The sequence below is a fragment of the Streptomyces sp. NPDC059037 genome (genome assembly GCF_042740015.1).
GTDB lineage: Bacteria > Actinomycetota > Actinomycetes > Streptomycetales > Streptomycetaceae > Streptomyces.
This window is the reverse complement of sequence record NZ_JBHYIG010000020.1, coordinates 40,822-56,969: the sequence shown is the minus strand read 5'-3', so window position 1 is coordinate 56,969 and position 16,148 is coordinate 40,822. Positions and strand designations below refer to the sequence as shown.

The 16,148-nt window shown below is 71.3% G+C and carries 17 protein-coding genes and 1 pseudogene; 6 read left to right on the top strand and 12 right to left on the bottom strand.

The genetic code is table 11. The features are described 5' to 3' along the window. Nucleotides 1–627, bottom strand: a 627-nt coding sequence (locus tag ACFWY6_RS07130; RefSeq protein ID WP_384687232.1) for a tetratricopeptide repeat protein, incomplete at its 3' end; no start/stop codon positions are given. Nucleotides 628–764: 137 nt separating this feature from the next. Here ACFWY6_RS07130 and ACFWY6_RS07125 point away from each other — a divergent pair. Then, nucleotides 765–893 (top strand): hypothetical protein, encoded by a 129-nt coding sequence (locus ACFWY6_RS07125; RefSeq protein ID WP_384687230.1) that lies wholly within the window; start codon nt 765–767, stop codon nt 891–893. A gap of 353 nt (nt 894–1,246) precedes the next feature. Continuing rightward, nucleotides 1,247–1,861: a hypothetical protein gene (locus tag ACFWY6_RS07120; protein WP_384687228.1), complete on the top strand. Its 615-nt coding sequence runs from the start codon at nt 1,247–1,249 to the stop codon at nt 1,859–1,861. A gap of 219 nt (nt 1,862–2,080) precedes the next feature. Here ACFWY6_RS07120 and ACFWY6_RS07115 read toward each other — a convergent pair. Next, nucleotides 2,081–2,410, bottom strand: a pseudogene (locus tag ACFWY6_RS07115) (trypsin-like peptidase domain-containing protein); the annotation flags it as partial. Between the two features lie 50 nt (nt 2,411–2,460). Further along, complete coding sequence (locus ACFWY6_RS07110; protein ID WP_384687226.1) at nt 2,461–2,796, bottom strand: trypco2 family protein; 336 nt, start codon at nt 2,794–2,796, stop codon at nt 2,461–2,463. Between the two features lie 135 nt (nt 2,797–2,931). Between ACFWY6_RS07110 and ACFWY6_RS07105 the strand changes: the two genes are divergently transcribed. Beyond that, nucleotides 2,932–3,447, top strand: a complete 516-nt coding sequence (locus tag ACFWY6_RS07105) for an FBP domain-containing protein (RefSeq protein WP_266872267.1) — start codon at nt 2,932–2,934, stop codon at nt 3,445–3,447. Between the two features lie 28 nt (nt 3,448–3,475). Here the strand turns inward: ACFWY6_RS07105 and ACFWY6_RS07100 are convergent, their stop codons facing one another. Beyond that, nucleotides 3,476–3,865: a (2Fe-2S) ferredoxin domain-containing protein gene (locus tag ACFWY6_RS07100; protein ID WP_384687224.1), complete on the bottom strand. Its 390-nt coding sequence runs from the start codon at nt 3,863–3,865 to the stop codon at nt 3,476–3,478. A 197-nt stretch (nt 3,866–4,062) separates the two neighbouring features. On the opposite strand from ACFWY6_RS07100, the gene ACFWY6_RS07095 reads away from it, so the two are divergent. After that, a complete protein-coding gene (locus ACFWY6_RS07095; protein WP_384687222.1) occupies nt 4,063–4,848 on the top strand; it encodes a DUF899 domain-containing protein in 786 nt (261 codons plus the stop codon). 266 nt (nt 4,849–5,114) lie between these two features. Here the strand turns inward: ACFWY6_RS07095 and ACFWY6_RS07090 are convergent, their stop codons facing one another. Then, entirely contained in the window at nt 5,115–6,500 is a 1,386-nt protein-coding gene (locus ACFWY6_RS07090) for a 6-phospho-beta-glucosidase (RefSeq protein WP_384687220.1), read from the bottom strand. 215 nt (nt 6,501–6,715) lie between these two features. Here ACFWY6_RS07090 and ACFWY6_RS07085 point away from each other — a divergent pair, with 215 nt between their 5' ends. Next, entirely contained in the window at nt 6,716–7,531 is an 816-nt protein-coding gene (locus tag ACFWY6_RS07085; RefSeq protein WP_384687242.1) for a hypothetical protein, read from the top strand. 36 nt (nt 7,532–7,567) lie between these two features. Here ACFWY6_RS07085 and ACFWY6_RS07080 read toward each other — a convergent pair whose 3' ends face one another. Continuing rightward, nucleotides 7,568–7,957 (bottom strand): VOC family protein, encoded by a 390-nt coding sequence (locus tag ACFWY6_RS07080; protein WP_384687218.1) that lies wholly within the window; start codon nt 7,955–7,957, stop codon nt 7,568–7,570. 133 nt (nt 7,958–8,090) lie between these two features. On the opposite strand from ACFWY6_RS07080, the gene ACFWY6_RS07075 reads away from it, so the two are divergent. Next, complete coding sequence (locus ACFWY6_RS07075; RefSeq protein WP_384687216.1) at nt 8,091–8,975, top strand: LysR family transcriptional regulator; 885 nt, start codon at nt 8,091–8,093, stop codon at nt 8,973–8,975. A 6-nt stretch (nt 8,976–8,981) separates the two neighbouring features. Here ACFWY6_RS07075 and ACFWY6_RS07070 read toward each other — a convergent pair whose 3' ends face one another. The 6 genes from ACFWY6_RS07070 to ACFWY6_RS07045 form a co-directional block, all read right to left on the bottom strand. After that, on the bottom strand, nt 8,982–9,476 hold the full coding sequence (locus ACFWY6_RS07070) for a thioesterase family protein (RefSeq protein ID WP_384687214.1): 495 nt from the start codon (nt 9,474–9,476) through the stop codon (nt 8,982–8,984). After that, nucleotides 9,473–10,441 carry a 3-hydroxyacyl-CoA dehydrogenase NAD-binding domain-containing protein gene (locus tag ACFWY6_RS07065; RefSeq protein ID WP_384687212.1) on the bottom strand — a complete coding sequence of 323 codons (969 nt, stop codon included), beginning with the start codon at nt 10,439–10,441 and terminating at the stop codon, nt 9,473–9,475. Before ACFWY6_RS07065 ends, ACFWY6_RS07070 begins: the two co-directional genes overlap by 4 nt. A 94-nt stretch (nt 10,442–10,535) precedes the next feature. Next, nucleotides 10,536–11,432, bottom strand: a complete 897-nt coding sequence (locus tag ACFWY6_RS07060; RefSeq protein WP_384687210.1) for a 3-keto-5-aminohexanoate cleavage protein — start codon at nt 11,430–11,432, stop codon at nt 10,536–10,538. A 68-nt stretch (nt 11,433–11,500) separates the two neighbouring features. Continuing rightward, complete coding sequence (locus tag ACFWY6_RS07055; RefSeq protein ID WP_384687208.1) at nt 11,501–12,349, bottom strand: TetR family transcriptional regulator C-terminal domain-containing protein; 849 nt, start codon at nt 12,347–12,349, stop codon at nt 11,501–11,503. Nucleotides 12,350–12,599: 250 nt separating this feature from the next. Further along, on the bottom strand, nt 12,600–14,546 hold the full coding sequence (locus tag ACFWY6_RS07050) for a beta-N-acetylglucosaminidase domain-containing protein (protein ID WP_384687206.1): 1,947 nt from the start codon (nt 14,544–14,546) through the stop codon (nt 12,600–12,602). 161 nt (nt 14,547–14,707) lie between these two features. Next, nucleotides 14,708–15,967, bottom strand: coding sequence for an alpha-L-fucosidase (locus ACFWY6_RS07045; RefSeq protein ID WP_384687240.1), 1,260 nt, complete (start codon nt 15,965–15,967; stop codon nt 14,708–14,710). Nucleotides 15,968–16,148 lie beyond the last annotated feature (181 nt).

Below are 16,148 nucleotides of genomic sequence, written 5' to 3'. Positions count from 1 at the left end.
GTTCAACGCCCCTGCGAGGTCAGGCTCGTAGGCATCAGGGTTGGCAGCCGCGAGGCGCCGCCGGATCTCGGTGGCCTCCACAATGGCGCTCAAGCCTTCAGCCCGCCGCCCCACCGCCCCATAGTCGACCGACAGGTTGTTCAACGACCCGGCGAGGTCGGATTCGTACGCATCGGGATTGTCCGCCGCAAGCCGCCGGTACACGGCGGTGGCCTCCTCGCTGGCCGTCAGCGCCTCCGCCCGCCGGCCCAGCTCCCCATACCGGATCGACAGGTTGTTCAACGCCCCGGCGAGATCGGGGTGGAAGGCGTCGGGATGGTCGGGGTTGAGCGCCGCCAGCTCCCGGTAGACCTTGATCAGGTCGTGGGTGAGGCGTAGCGCCAGGGAAGCCAGGGCGCGGGACGGGTGCGGGAGTGCGGCGGATACCGCCTGCAGGGCTTGCGGGGCAGGTGGCGTGGTGTCCAGGGCGGTGTCGATGGCGTGCAGGACCTCGGTGCTGATGGTCGTGCGGCCGGCGTTGGCGTGGCCGATGGCTGCGCGCGCCAGGATGGTCAGGGCCTGGGCCTGCTGGGTGAGTGTGGCGGCGGCCATGAGGGCGGGCAGCGCGGTGTCGGGGCCGGTGAACACCGTGGAGGCGTGGTGCTCGGCGATGCGGTCGGGTTGCAGGGAGCCCCAGTAGCGGCCGGGGGCCGGGGGGGTAGAGGAAGCGCAGCCACTGGGCGACGGCCGGGGCCCGGCCGGTGGGGATGTCGGGGGCGGTGGCGGTGACGGCCACCGCTTCGCTCTGGTCGGCGGCTCCGCACACCACCGCCGCGGCGACCGCGTGCCGCAGGGTCACCATCCGCAGGTCGCCGAGTTTGAACATCGGCGACGATGCGGTTCCGTCCCAGTAGCGCTCCTCGTGCCGGAGCAAGGTGGCCTCGGCGGGCTGACCGGGGGTGGTGGGGACGGGGGCGGGGCCGTGTTGCAGGAGGGTGGCCAGGGCTGTCATCTGCAGGGTCAGGGCGGAGTCGTAGCGGGGGTGGGCGAGGTCGTCGGGCGCCCGCAAGGCCGAGCCCAGGGCCGGCCAGTCCGTAGCGGTGTATCCGGAGAGGCGGCCCAGGAGCCGGGCCAGGTCGGCCACCGCGGTGGTGAAGGCCTCGGCTCGTGCATCGGCCGGGGCATTCCTCGGGAGGAGCGGAGTGAGTTCGGCGACGGGGGCATCGGCCAGAATCGCGCGGGTGGGGGCGGTGGCGTTGAGCGTCTCGTGCTTCCACTCCCCCTCGGCCCTGGCCAGGAGCAGGAGGCGGGTGGGGTGGTGGGCGGTGCGGAGGTGTTCGATCAGGCGGCGGACCTGGTGGGGCAGCGTTTCGGCGTAGTCGACGACCAGCAGCCGGGGTTGAGCGGTGTCCAGGACACTCCAGTCGGGCCCGGGCCCTGCGGGGTCGTCGGTGAGGTTGGCCCGCAGGTGCCCGGTGATCCAGCCGTCGTCGCGCAGCAGGGCGGTCAGCCGGCGGGCGAGACGGGTCTTGCCCTGCCCGCCCGGACCGGTCAGCACCCGTACCGCGAGGGTCTGCGGCTGCTCGCGGTGGCACCAGTCGCGGAGATCGGCGAGCTCGGTGTGGCGATCACGGAAGGAGACGGCTTCGACGTCGGCTTGCAGCAGCATCGCCGGGGAACGCAGGTCTCGTTCCTGAGCCGCGGGAGCCAGCAGCGCCGCGGGCTCGACGGCCTCCAGGATGGCCTCCCAGCCGCCGTGCCGGTGCAGCAGCGTACGGAAGCCGGGTTCGGCCAGCAGGTCACAGGCGCGGACCGCGGTCAGCCGGGCCCCATGGGCCGCCCTGCGGTCCCGGCACAAGACCCCGACCAGCAGGTTCCCTGACAGCAGCGCGGCCCCCGAAATCCCCGACCACTTCGTGGCCTTGGACCCGGGTGCCGGGGCGTAGGCCGGCAGCGGGTCCAGGCTCAGGACGTCGTAGCGGCCGCCCGGCCCGCCGGTGACGGGGTTGATGTGTCCCTCGAACTGTTCGACCCTGCGGATGGCCGCGTCCTTTTGCAGGCGGGGGAAGCCGCAGGCCCCGACGGGCTGCGGACGCGTGCCGATGAACCGGCCCCAGCGCTGCGGCGGGTGGGCGCGCAGATCGTGCAGGGAGGCGGGCACCGGCCAGCCGGCACCGTCGTCGATCTCGAGCAGCGCGGCATCGACGAGTTCGTCGTCCCGGCACCACCGCACGGTCGCGGCGAACTGTCCACCGCCGGACTGGCTCACCAGAACCCCGCCGTGTCCGACGGCCGCCGCGCCGCCCAGGACGTGGGCGGCGGTCAGGGCAAGACGCGGCGCCACCAGGTAGCCGCTGCCGAACCGCGGCTTGCCGTCCGCGCCCCGGTCCTGCCGGGGAACGCGGATCTGAACCACCCGGTCGGTCTGCATGTTCTCCCCCTTGCGCGGCGTGGTTCACGGCGTGGTTCACGGAGTCGCCGCTAGCCGTCGTCCTCGTCATCGACGACCTCGACGTCACCCAGGTCGCCGCTCCCCGGCAGGTGCGGCTTGAGGCAGACGGTGACCGTGTGGGTGGTCCTGCGAGCGCTCTCCTTCTTGCCCCCCAGGCCGATCACACTGAACCGGAGCCCGCCGTCGACGCCGCGGGCGCGGGCCAGTTCCATGCCCAGCTCCACCGTGATCTCGCCGAGCCCGAACCCGACCCCCCGATCCCCATCGGTGGCCACGCGCCGCTGGGCCTCGGCGACCTGCTCCCGCAGGAGTGTGATCGCGTCCGCGAGGTCCAACTCGTCATCCCCCACGCCGTTCCCGGCCATCCCCGTCACCGTCCCCCTCCGCCCCGCAGCCGCCCGGACTGCGGACACCAGCTATCAGCGTCCCACCTCCTACGGGCAGCGAGGAGGCGGAAAAGGAGAAGACGCCGACAGCCGCCCATTGATAACTTCCGGATCATGGAACCCATCGGCGAGAAAGAGATCCGCGCGTCCTTCGTCAACTGCTCCAAGGGCGAGGCCCGCCGGCTCACACTCCCCGCCGGCTTCACCGAGACGCCCTGGTCAGACCTTGACTTCCTGGGCTGGCGCGACCCCAAGGCCCCGGACCGGGGCTATGTGGTGACGGAGCGGGACGGGGCGTACGTGGGCATCGCGCTGCGGGCGTCGACCGGCGCGCGCAAGAGCATGCTCAAGTCCAGCATCTGCTCGGTCTGCGTGACCCCGCAGTCCGGCTCGGGCATCACCCTGCTGGTCGCTCCGCTGTCCGGTCCCGCGGGCCGGCAGGGCAACTCGGTCGGCATCTACATCTGCGCGGACCTGGCCTGCTCGCTCTACGTACGCGGCAAGAAGACGACGGCACTGGCCCGCCGCTTCGAGGAAAGCCTCACCCTCGAAGAGCAGAACGCCCGCACGGTGGCGAATCTGCACGGCTTCCTGGACAAGGTCCTCGAAAGCTCCCCGACGGCGGCCTGATCAACTCCCCCTGCAGGCGGTCGTCTGATCACGCCTTACCGGGCTCGACCAGCTGCAGCTCCAGGGTGGCCGACGGCTGAGCGAGCCCGGGCCCGCCGGCCTCGGCCCAGGCGATTATCTCGTCGAGCGATTCGTCGTCCACGGCGAAGCCGACCCATGCGGCTCGGCCGCCTTTGCGCCGTCCTTCCCCGGACGGCTGTACGACGATGATGTTCGCCTGCCCGCAGGGCCCGAGGCACTCACTCGTCCGTACGGCGAACCGGCCCGCCGACTCTGCGGCGGCGGCCCGCAGCCGCGCCAGTTGCCATTCGTGGTCGATGCCGGGGTTCTTACGGGCGTCTCCGCAGCAGCAGCCTCGGCAGACGACGAGCGTGCAGGGCCTTGCGGCGGCGGATCCGATGGCGATGACGGGGCTCATCCGGTGATCATCTCAGAGCATGTCCGCGCGCTGGGGCTCGGCCGAATGCGCCCCCGCCGCGATGAGTTCCCGCCGGGTCGCGAGTCTGTATCTGGTGAGCAGTCTTTATCTGGTGAGCAGTCTGTGTCCGGTGACCAATCCGTATCCGGTGACCGTCGCAGACGCCGCCCGGCACGAGACACCACGGAGGACACACCATGACCACCGCACCGGACGACCCGACCACCACCGCGCTGACCGGCCGCCCGCCCATCGTCGACCTGGACACCTGGCAGACCGAACGCGACAAGCTCCTGGTCCGCGAGAAGGCCCACACCCACGAGGGCGACGCGATCGCCGCGGCTCGCCGCCGGCTGCCGATGGTGGAGTTCGACGGGACGGTCGAGGTCGTCGGACCCGACGGCCCGGTGCCGTTCCTGGAGCTGTTCCAGGGCCGCGACGAGCTCGTGGTCTACAAGCACATGTGGCACGACGGCGAGCCGCACCAGGGGCAGTGCGCGGGCTGCACCACGACGGCCTGGCACGCGAAGGACGCCGTCTACCTCAACGCCCGCGGCGTCTCGTTCGCCATCGTGACCACCGGCCGCTGGGACGAGGTGGCCCCGTACGTCGAGTTCATGGGCTACACGCAGCCCTGGTACTCGGTGCGCGGCGTGGAGGAGCCGGTCGGCGGTGAAATGGGCTACCTCACCTGCTATCTGCGCGACGGCGACCGCGTGTTCCTCACCTACTCCACGACGGGCCGTGGCAACGAGCCGGTCAACGGCTCCTTCGGCCTGCTCGACATGACGCCCTACGGCCGCGGCGAGGCCTGGGAGGACAAGCCCGAAGGCTGGCCCGAGGGGCACGAGTCGTGCTGGTTCTGGAGCACGGACGCGGACGGGAACGCCACCTGGGGCCCGACCGGCCGCCCCGTGCCGCAGTGGACCCGCCCCGGCGCGACGCCGGTGGAACCCGGCGGCCGGCCTGGCGGTCAGGGCTGAAACGCGCGTCCGTGTCACAGGGCGTCGGGCTGCCTCGTCTCAGGGGATGCAGCCACTGACAGCTGGCCGGGGCGGTCATGGGCGCCGAGAACGTGGCCCGGCAAGATGACCGACCCCGGGGCCAACAAGCTCTGCCTGCTGTGCGCCGGCCCTGCCCTGCCGCCTTGCTTCATCGGAGCCCCGCAACCGGGGCTGTGCCCACCCGTTCCGCCCTGCGAAACGCCTGCCCACAGCAAGGACCACCGCGGCCGACAGCCCCAGGCCGGCTACGCCCCGCTCAGATAAGCCAGCCCCGGATGCACCCCCCGATACCCCTCCACCAACCGCCGCGCCACCGCCACCGAATCCACCAGCGGATGCAGCGCGAACGCCTTCACCGCGGTGGCGCGTGAGCCGCTGGACGCCGCGGCGAGGACCTCCCGCTCGACCGCCTTGACCGCGCACACAAGTCCCGTCGCGTGCAGGGGCAGCGGATCCACCGCCATGGGGTGGGCGCCGTTCGCGTCCACGGAGCACGGCACCTCGATCACCGCGTCACCGTCCAGCGCCGAAAGCGTCGTGCGATTGCGGACGTTGAGGATCAGCGTGGCCCGCTCGTCACGCGCGATGGCCCGCATCAGGGCAAGGGCGACCTTCTCGTATCCCCCGCTCTCAAGGTCTTCCTCCGCCCGCTCCCCCACCCCCGCGGCCTCCCGGTTCTCCGCCATGTACGTGGCCTCACGCTCCGCCCGCGTCGCGTCCCAGGCCTTCCAGGCGGATGACGAAGAGGAGGACGAGGGGGACGAGGAGGAGCCAGAAACCTGCGCCCGCCCCAACTCCTCGTAGAACCGCGCCTGTTGGTCCCGAAGAAACGCCCCCCGCGTCTGCTCGGCCTCCTGGTACGCCCGCACCGCCTCGCGGTTGAAGTAGTAGTAGTGCAAGTACTCGTTCGGCACGGCCCCCAATGACCGCAGCCACTCCGCCCCGAAGAGCCGCCCTTCCTCGAACGAGCCGAGCAGCGCGTCATCGCCGAGCAGCCGCGGCAACTCGTCACGCCCGTCGATCCGCAGGCCGCGCAGCCAGCCGAGGTGGTTGAGCCCCACGTAGTCGATGAACGCCGAGTCCGGATCGCCGCCAAGGATGCGCGCCACCCGCCGGCCCAGGCCCACCGGCGAGTCGCAGATGCCGATGACGCGATCGCCGAGCTCCCGGGACATCGCCTCGGTGACGAGCCCCGCCGGGTTGGTGAAGTTGATCACCCAGGCGTCGGGGGCGAGTTCACGCACCCGCCGGGCGATGCCGACGGCGACCGGAACCGTGCGGAGCCCGTACGCGATGCCGCCCGCGCCCACCGTCTCCTGCCCGAGCACCCCTTCGGCCAGCGCGACCCGCTCGTCGGCCGCACGCCCTTCGAGGCCCCCCACCCGGATCGCGGAGAACACGAAGTCCGCGCCGCGCAGGGCCTCGTCGAGATCGGTCGTGGCCGTGACGGCGGGCGCGTCCGGCACCCCCATGGCCTGGTCGGCAAGCACGCGGGCGACCGCCCCGAGCCGCGCCGCGTCCAGGTCGTGCAGCACGACTTCGGTGACCCGGCCCTCGGCGTGATCGCCGAGCAGCGCCCCGTACACGAGCGGGACGCGGAATCCGCCGCCACCGAGAATGACCAGCCTCACGTCTCAACCACCTTCTGTCGCACCACCTGACGGCCACCTCACGCACATCTGTCGACGTGTCAGAACCCACCCGTCGACAGAGGTCACGTTACGTACGATTGCCCGGCAGCGATCGACCCCCCACGGAGGCAGCGCACCCAATGACACGTTTGAAGGCACCCGCAGCACGCAAGACATCCGCGGCCCTGCTCACCGCGCTCACCCTGACCACGGCGATGGTCACCGGCGGCACCGCATCCGCCGACACCGCACCCCGCTCCCCCGGCGGCTGGCAGGAGTCGGGCAGCTCGACCGTCAACTCCCTCACCGGCAGCCAGGGCCTGGCCAGCCGCGCCGACGGCAGCCTCCTCTACCGGGGCCTCGGCTCGATACCGCTCGATCTGCGGACCAAGGGCTGGTCGCACGTGGGCGACCCGGACATAGCCGACGGCCACACCGTCGACGCCTACCAGGGCGGCGACGACGCGAAGTCGAAGATGTTCGCCGTCACGACGCCCGACGGCAAGCGCCACCTCTACGAGCACCAGCTCGACGCGGGCGAGAAGCTGAACAACTCCTTCGCCGCCGTCTCACCGGACAAGCAGTGGCTGGTGTCCGGCGAATGGGGCGACCAGCCCCGGCTCCAGGTCTTCCCCGCCCCGCTCCTCAACTCCTCGACCCCGCCCACCGGCGGAGCACTCCCCCAGGCCGGGCAGATCACGCTCGACAAGCCGGTGCGCGACATCCAGGGCTGCGACTTCGTGTCGGACACCCGACTGGTGTGCGCATCGAACGACGCGTCCAAGGAGCTGTTCCCCGAGGACCGCCCGGTCCTCCAGGTGGACCTGGCGCACGCGCTCGACGGGAAGCCCGTCACGGGCAAGGTGACCAGCCTGTTCGCCGCGCCGCAACGGAGCATCTGCCCCGGCACGTTCGAGGCGGAAGGCGTGGACTACGACTCCGCGCGCCGCACCCTGCGCGTCGAAGTGGTGCCGCCGGTGCCCTGCCTGGTGGTGACCTCCGTGTACGCGTACCGGCCGACCACGGGGTGACAGCAAGGGGCGGTTCAGGCGCTCTTTGAGGTCGGTTCAGGCTTCCTTCGGGTACCAGCGCAGCTCCACGGTGTTGCCGTCCGGGTCCTGCACGTACAGGGAGATCGCGGTGCCCCGGGCGCCGAAGCGCTTGCCTGGACCGTCCACCACCGTGAACACGCCGGAGTCGACGACCTCTTGCCAGTCGAGGGGTTCGACCACCAGGCAGATGTGGTCGACGTTGCTGCCCACCGGCTCTCCGGCGGGCGCCGTGACGAGGTCGATGATGGTGGTGGGGCTCACCCGCACCGAAGGGAAGGGGACCTTGCCGGCCCGCCATTCGTCCACCCGTACCGGCTCCAGTCCCAGCGGGCCGGTGTAGAAGGCGAGCGAACGCTCGATGTCGGCGACGTTCAGGACGAGGTGGTCGAAGGCGATCACGCGCATGGGTTGTCTCCGCGGGGTCGGGCGCCGGGGGCGCTGAGGCCGTTGTTTTCGGTGACTTCAGCATCGCCCGGCCTGGACCCATCGGTCCAACACATGCTTGTCATCTGATCCATCGTGTTTCACGATGGATCAGATGGAGCTCCAGCAGATGCGCTACGTCCTCGCGGTGGCGGAGACCGCGAACTTCACCCGCGCCGCCGAGCGGTGCCATGTCGTCCAGTCCGCGCTGAGCCATCAAGTGTCCCGGCTGGAGAAGGAATTGGGTGCCCGGCTTTTCGAGCGGACCAGCCGCAGGGTCCGGCTGACCGCCGCGGGGGAGGCGTTCCTGCCGGCCGCCCGCCAGGCGCTCGAAGCGGCCGATCGGGCTCGGGCCGAGGTGGCGGCGGCCACCGGCGAGATACGGGGCACGCTGGTCATCGGCTCGATCCCCACCGTGACGGCCGTCGATCTCGCGGCGGTGCTGCGGGACTACCGCCTGCGCTACCCCCAGGTGCGGATCAGCCTGCGGACCGGCGCCAGCGAGCGGCTCGTCGAGCAGGTGCGCGACGGCGGGCTCGACGCGGCGTTCCTCGGCGTGCAGCCCGGGTTCCGGTCACAGGGCGTCCACGACCTGGAACTCGCCCATGGGCAGCACGTCGCCGTGGTCGCCCCTGACCACCCGCTGGCCGCGGAGCACGAGGTGGACCTGAGCCGCATCGTCGATGAGGTGTTCGTGGACTTCGCCGCGGGCAGCGCCGCCCGTGCCCAGTCGGACGAGGCGTTCGCGGCGGCCGGGCTGCGCCGCGAGGTCGCCTTCGAGGTGTCCGGCGTCGAACTGCTGGCCAGGATGGTCCGCCACGGCCTCGGCATCGCCCTGCTGCCCGCGGCGTTCGCCGCCGAACTGCCGGGCGTGCGCGGTGTCCCGGTCACCAACGGTCCGGTGCGGGTGGAGCGCCTCGTCTGGAGCCGGTTCACCCCGTCTCCCGCGGCCGCCGCCTTCCTCGCCCTGCTGGGCGTCGGCACACCGCCGGCCGCGTGACCTCCTTCAGCCGCCCACCGTGGCGATGGAGCGGCCCGCCCATTCCGGGGCCGGTTCCGCGAGGCCGGTGAGGCGTTCGCGGATCTCGTCCGGGAAGGGCGTGGTGCGGCCCGCGTTCTGGTCGACGTGGAGGGCGAGCAGCTCCGTCGTCGCCACGGGGGCAGCGTCCGGGGCGGGTTCCGTCTCGGCGTCAGCGACCACGTACATCTCGTGCGTGAAGCGCGCCTTCTTCGCGTCCGCGCCCAACATGCGGGTACGGACGACGAGTTGAGAGCCCTCCGCGACGTCGTTCAGATAGCGGATGTGCGCCTCGGCCGTGTAGAGGGAGCAGCCGGTGGACTCGCGGTAGCCCCCGTGCAGGCCCGTCTCGATCATCATGGCGTCGGTGGCATAGCCGAAGACAAGGACGTAGAAGGCCTCGCTCATGTGGCCGTTGTAGTCGATCCACTCCGGCCGGACGGTACGGCGCAGAAGCGGCAACTGTGCGGTGGTGTCGGTCACTTGGCTTCCTTCCGCTGCTGCGGCAGACGGCCCGTCGCCCGCAGTACGTCGATGACTCCCTGGTCGCGTTCGGCGACCAGGTCGGCGATGGTCCTGCCGTCCGCCGCGTCGTCGCATCCGGCGACCACGGCGTCGTACAGCTTCTTGTCGAGCTCGGGTGCTTCGAGGCGCGTCCACGGCGACTTCAGGGACGGACCGAAGTGGTCGAGCATGTGGGCCATGCCGCCCTCGCCGCCCGCGAGCGCGAAGGTGAGCATCGGGCCCATGAACGCCCAGCGCAGGCCCGGCCCTTCGGTGATCGAGTCGTCGATCTCCCGGACGGTGGCCTCTCCGTTGGCGACCATGTGCAGGGCCTCGCGCCACAGGGCTTCCTGGAGGCGGTTGGCGATGAAGCCGGGGACTTCGTCCTGCATGGTGATGACGGACTTGCCCGCGACCTCGTAGAAGCGGGACGCCCAGGTCACGGCCTCGGCGTCGGTGCGCTCCCCGCCGACGACCTCGACGAGCGGGATCAGGTACGGCGGGTTGAAGGGGTGTCCGACGACCAGGCGGCCGGGAGTGGCCGCTTCGGTCTGCATGTCGGTCATCGGGTAGCCGGAGGTGGAGGAGGCTATGACGACTCCGGCGGGCGCTGCGGCATCCAGCTTGGCGAGCAGGTCGCGCTTGAGCTCCAGCTTCTCGGGGGCGCTCTCCTGCACGAACTGGGCCTCGGCGACGGCCTCTTCGAGGGTGGCGGTCACGGTGAGCCGGTCCTGCGAGGCTCCTTCGGCTAGACCGAGCTGGGTCAGCGCGGGCCAGGCGGCGTCGACGAGACGGCGCAGCTTCTGCTCGGCGTCGGGCGCGGGGTCCCAGGCGGTGACGTCATAGCCACGGGCCAGGAAGTGCGCGACCCATCCGCCGCCGATGACACCGGCGCCTACGCAGGCGACGCGGCGTACTTCTTCGGGGGTGGTCGTGGTGGTCATGAGGGGGATCCTTTCTTGCTGCGCGGGGCGCGGGGAACTGCGCGACCAGCCACAGCGACGCCGCAGACGAATGGCCGCGCAATCCGGCGAAGCGCTACACGCGGGACTTGAGGCCCAGCTTCCGGCGGGCCTCGTCCGGCGTGGCGACACGCGAGCCGAGGTTCTCGGTGATCTGCACGGCGCGCTCGACGAGCTGCGCGTTCGTCACCTTGTTGCCCTTGCCGAGGTACAGGTTGTCCTCGAGGCCGACGCGGACCTGACCGCCGAGCAGGATGGACTGGGCGACCCACGGCATCTGCATCCGGCCGAGCGCGAAGCTGGCCCACTGGGCGCCTTCGGGCAGCATGTTGACCATGGACTGGAGGACGCCCGGGTCGGCGGGGGCGCCCCACGGGATGCCCATGCAGAGCTGGAAGACGGTGGGGGCGTCGAGCAGTCCCTCGGCGATGAGCTGCTTGGCGAACCACAGCTGACCGGTGTCGAAGATCTCCAACTCGGGCCGCACGCCCAGCTCTTGGATGCGCTTGGCGCCCTGGCGGAGCATGTCGGGGGTGGAGATGTAGAGGTTGTCGCCGAAGTTGAGGGAGCCGCAGTCGAGGGTGCAGATGTCGGGGAGCAGGTCCTCGACGTGCGGGAGGCGGTCGAGGCCGCCGACGAGGTCGGTGCCGGGCAGCTCGCCGAGCTCCTTCAGCGGCTGGACCGGGTCGATGACCAGGTCGCCGCCCATGCCCGCCGTCAGATTGATGACGACGTCGGTGCCGGTCTCCTTGATCCGCTCGACGACCTCGCGGTACAGGCGGGGGTCGCGCGACGGATCACCGGTCTCGGGGTCGCGGACGTGGATGTGCACGACGGCGGCGCCCGCGTCGGCGGCCTCGACCGCCGACTTGGCTATCTGCTCGGGCGTGACGGGGACGTGCGGGCTCTTGCGGACGGTGTCGCCGGCGCCGGTGAGGGCGGCGGTGATGATGACGTCTTGGTTCACGGGCATGGTGAACTCTCCCTGGAGTAGGGGCTGTTGGTGTTGGTTGATGCGTACGTTCGTGAAGTGGCGCGCGGTCAGTTCCGCGGGCGGGGCGCGGTGAGCGTCGACTCGACGTACACAAGAAGCGCCTCGTGCATGTCGTCGGGGGACGTGCCGTCGCCGCCGGGGGTCGAGGCGAGGACCTGTGTCGCCAGGCCGTCGATCAGGGCGGTGAGTCTGAGCGCCGCCGATTGCGGCTCGACGAGGCGGAACACGCCCTGCTCGACGCCGCGCCGGATGACATCGGCGACGGTGGCACGCCACTGCCGGTAGTAGTCGGCGTGCAGCCGGCCGACGGCGGTCGAGCGGGCGGCCTCGGCCCACAGGTCGAGCCAGACGCTCCACTGCCAGCGCTGCTGCGGGGTGCGGGGGATCTGCAGTTCGATCAGCTGGCGCAGTTCGTCGGCGGCGTCGGCGGCGTCCGCGACCCTGGCCGCGCGGCGGGCGGTGTCCTCGTCCATGCACCAGCGGACGGCGGCTTCGAGAAGGTCGTCGCGGCCGGGGAAGTGGTAGTGGATGGCGGCGCTGCTGGTGGCGCAGGCCTCGGCGATGTCGGCCACGCGGACGGCGTGGAATCCCCGCTCGGCGACGAGCCGCACCGTCTCCCGGACGATCTGGAGGGGGCGGCCGCCTTCCGGGACGGCGGTGCGTTCGCGCTTCGCGGGGGCTGTGGTCGTCTGGGTGCCCAGGAGCCAGCCCGCGTCGACGCCGCCGGTGTCCGCGATGCGGGCGAGTTCGGCGGCGGTGAAGCGGCGGGTGCCGCCGAGGGAGCGGGAGAGCTTGGAGGGGTCCATCACGATGCGGCGGGCGAATTCGCGCTGGGTCGTGCCGGCGTCGGCGATGACTTTGCGGACGCGGTCCGCCACCTCGGGGTCTTGCTGCATGCCGGGCACGGTACCTTCGCGTTGCGCTGACCGCAATCTCGGTGGGCCTGTGGTCGGCGATACCCTGCGATTGCGCCCCTGACTGACGTATCAGTTACCGCAACGTCACGCTTCTGCCCCGGGCGCACCCGGCAGCGGGCGTTGTGCCCACCCCTCCCGCGCTGCGGGGTCATCGGGTGGGTGGGCGGGAAAGATCCGTCGCGGAGCGGCGGGCCAGGGAAGCCCCCCACCGCCCCGCAGTGGAGCAAGGTCAGACCCTCTCCTGCACCCCCTTGACGAACTCATCCAGGAACGGATCCGCAATCTTCACCGGCCCGTGCTGATGATGCTCCGCCGGGTCCACCTGGATCGAGGAGGCCCGCCCGGCGGCCTCCTCCATCGCGGCGAGCGACTTCGCCGCGGCGTCCGCGTCGCCCGACTGCTCCGCGGTCAGCGCCGCGAGCCCATGCCGCAGGGCCGCGCCCCACAGCTCCGTGGCGTCCAGCCACTGCTTCGCATCGTGGAGGAACAGCGGGTCCGGCAGACCGTCCCGCAGCACCGCGGGGACCCGCTCGATCTCCCGAGCCGTGGGGCGCAGTTCCCGTACCGCCCCGGAGGGGGCACTCTCGTACCGCTTCCAGAACGCGTCCAGCTTCGGCCCGAGCACGGGCGACTGCGGCTGCCAGTTCGACTCACCGAACGTCGGCGCCGCATGGTTGAGATCCACGAACGTCTGCACCGCGTCGGCGATCCGCTCATCGCCCCCGGCGAGATACAGCGCAGCCTGCCGCGCCGACCGCGTCCGCTCGTACCCCCGGTCGTTCCAGGAGAAGTCGTTCATGGTGAAGACGGCCAACTTGCTCGCCGCCTCCTGGTTCATCGGGTTGGAGACGATGCCACTCAGGTGCCCCGAAAGACCCGCCTCCCGCTTGTCGTAAGGAGCCAGCAGCAGCCGCCCCGCCGTACGCGCGAAGTCGTTGACGGGGTAGTTGTCCCAGACGAACACCTTCCGCCCGAACAGCTCGGCGGCCTTCTCCGCCTGTGCGTTGGTGATCTCGGGCGGGACGACGTCCGTCCCGGTCCACATCACCTCCACCGCGCCGTCCAGCTCGGCCCGCATCGTCTGCTTGTACGCGGTGTCCGTCAGGTCGCCGTACTCGGTGGGCACCATCTGCAGCGGATTGGCACCCTCCTTCTGCGCGATGAAGTCCCGCTGGATGGTGTTGAGGAGACCCACCTGCGCCTTGGCCGCCGGGCCACGGCCCGGCTCACCGAACTTCGCCTTGTCGCCCTCGCAGTTCCACTTGGTGTAGCTGATGTCGTCCAGCGGAACCGAGAAGGACCGCACGCCCAGGTCGTACAGCGCCTGGAGCTTCGCGGTCAGCGCCTTGACGTCCGCCGGGTCCGAGTAGCAGATGGACCCGCCGGGCGATACCGCGAAGGTGAAGCGGACATGGTTGGCGGTCGCGCGGTCGACGAGCTTGCCCAGCTCGGCGAGCTTGTCCGCCGGGTAGGGCTCGCGCCACTTCTCGCGGTGGTAGGGATCGTCCTTGGGCGCGTACACATAGGTGTTGGCCTTGGTGTCGCCCAGGAAGTCCATCTGGTCGAGGCGTTCGGCCTCGGTCCAGGGCGGGCCGTAGAACCCTTCGATGCTGCCGCGCAGCGCCATGGAGGGGAAGTCGGAGACCTCGGCCCCCGCGATGCGGCCGCGCGCCATGAGCCGGCCCAGGGTCTGGGCGGCGTAGAACTGCCCGGTCGCGTCCGTGCCGCCGAGCGCGACGGTGCGGTGCCCGGCCCGCAGCGCGTAGCCCTCGTCCTGCTCCGGCACCTTGGTCGCGCCGAGCGCCTTCGCGATGTCGGGACGGGTGGCCGGGCCGAGCAGCACCGTCAGCGGGGCGCTGCCCGACGTCTTCGTCCGTACGTCGATGTCGCGCACCCCGTGGGCGCGCAGGACCTCGGTGACGCGACGCTGAGCCGCCTCATCCGTGTCGTCGCCGACGACGAGTTCGGCCCGCCGCGCGAGCGGCACGTCGTCGCCCGCACGGGCCATGTGCTGCGGGGTCGGCGACACGACGGGGAGCCGGCCGGACATGGCTTCCTCCTCAGCGGACTGGGTGGACGGCGGCGCGGCGGCCGCCGACGGGGCGAGGGGAACGGCGAGGACGGCGAGCGCGAGAAGCGCCGTCCTCGGTCTGAGAGAGCGTGTGGTGCGGGGCATAGGGCCTCCGAACTTCGGGATGGGGGTGCGGGTGGGATCAGGAGGGCACGCCGGGGGCGCGCCCGTAGGGGCGCGGGGCTGTGACATATGCGGCTCCGCCGCGCGGGCGCGACCAGCCCCCACCGGCCCGCGGTGAATGAACCGCACATCCAGCGGGGCGCTCAGTCACGTGTATGCGCGCGATACAGATCGAGCTCGCTGTCGAGTTCCAGGGCGACGACCGTGCAGAGGGGATCAAGGACGTCGTCGGTGAGATGGACGTACTCCCAGCCGGGTACGTCCCCCAGGCCCCCGACCCTCTCGTGCGGCACCTCGACGTCCTTGCCCAGGACTCGCGCGGACGTCACCGCGTTGCGTACGCCCCGCAGGACCACGTACTCGTTGGGCCGGTCGAAGAGGAACAGATACAGGGTGCGGCGGTCGGCCGAGAGCGTCGACGGTCCGTAGAAGTGGCCGTGCGGAAGGCCGCGCACCGTGCCGTAGACGGCGTCGGTGTGCCGGGACGTCCACTCCCCCAGCGCTTCGAGGCGCTCGGTCTGCTCGGGGAGGAGCGTGCCGTCCTCCTTCGGGCCGACGTCGAGGAGGAGGTTGCCGCCGCCTCCGATGGCCTCCGCGAAGATGCGGACCAGCTGTCGGGGCGACTTGTGGTGGTCGTCCTGCGGCTGGTGGCCCCAGGAGTCGTTGACGGTGAGACACAACTCCCATGGCTGCGACGGCGGTTCGATGGGCACGCCCTGTTCGGGCGTCGCGTAGTCGCCGTGCCCGGTGAGGCGGCCGTTGACGACCGTGTGCGGGGACAGCGCGCGGATCTCCTCGGCGAGTTCCGCCATCCGCCACTGTTCGGGGCTGCGCTCCCACTCCCCGTCGAACCAGAGCAGGTCGGGCTCGAACCGTTCGAGCAGTTCCCGTACCTGTGCGCGGTGGAAGGCGAGGAAGTCCGCCCACCGCTGCTCGGACTCCTCGCCGGCGGCGGGCATCGAGTAGCGGTTGCCGCGCTCGGCGGGGTCCTGTCCTTCGGGGCGCACGGTGGCGTAGTCGGGGTGCGACCAGTCCAAGTGCGAGTAGTACAGGCCGACTTTGATGCCCCGGGCGCGCAGGGCGGCGACGTACGGGGCGATGAGGTCGCGGCCCGCGGGGGTGCGTTTGACGACGGACAGGTCGTTGGCCGCGGTGTCCCACAGGGCGACGCCGTCGTGGTGCTTGGCGGTGAGGACGGCGTAGCGGGCGCCCGCGCGGACGAACAGGTCCGCCCAGGCCTCGGGGTCGTACGCGGCGGCGGTGAAGCCTTCGAGCTGCGCCATGTAGCGGTCGTAGGGCACCTGGTCGTGGAAGAAGGACCAGGACTCGGCGACCCCGTCCACGCTGTAGATGCCCCAGTGGAGGAAGATCCCGAGCTTGGCATCCGTGAACCACGGCTGAATCACTGGCTAGTTCTCCTCGTCGAGAAGGTCGTCGTAACGCGTGTCGTAGCTCCAGCAGTGGGCGCCGGGGCCCCTCGGGCAGGTATGGGGGCGGGGGGGGGCGGGGGGGGGGCCCCACCCGAGGGCGCGGGGCGCGGGGGGCGCGTGGGCGCCCCGGAGGCGCGGGAGGCACCCGAGGCGC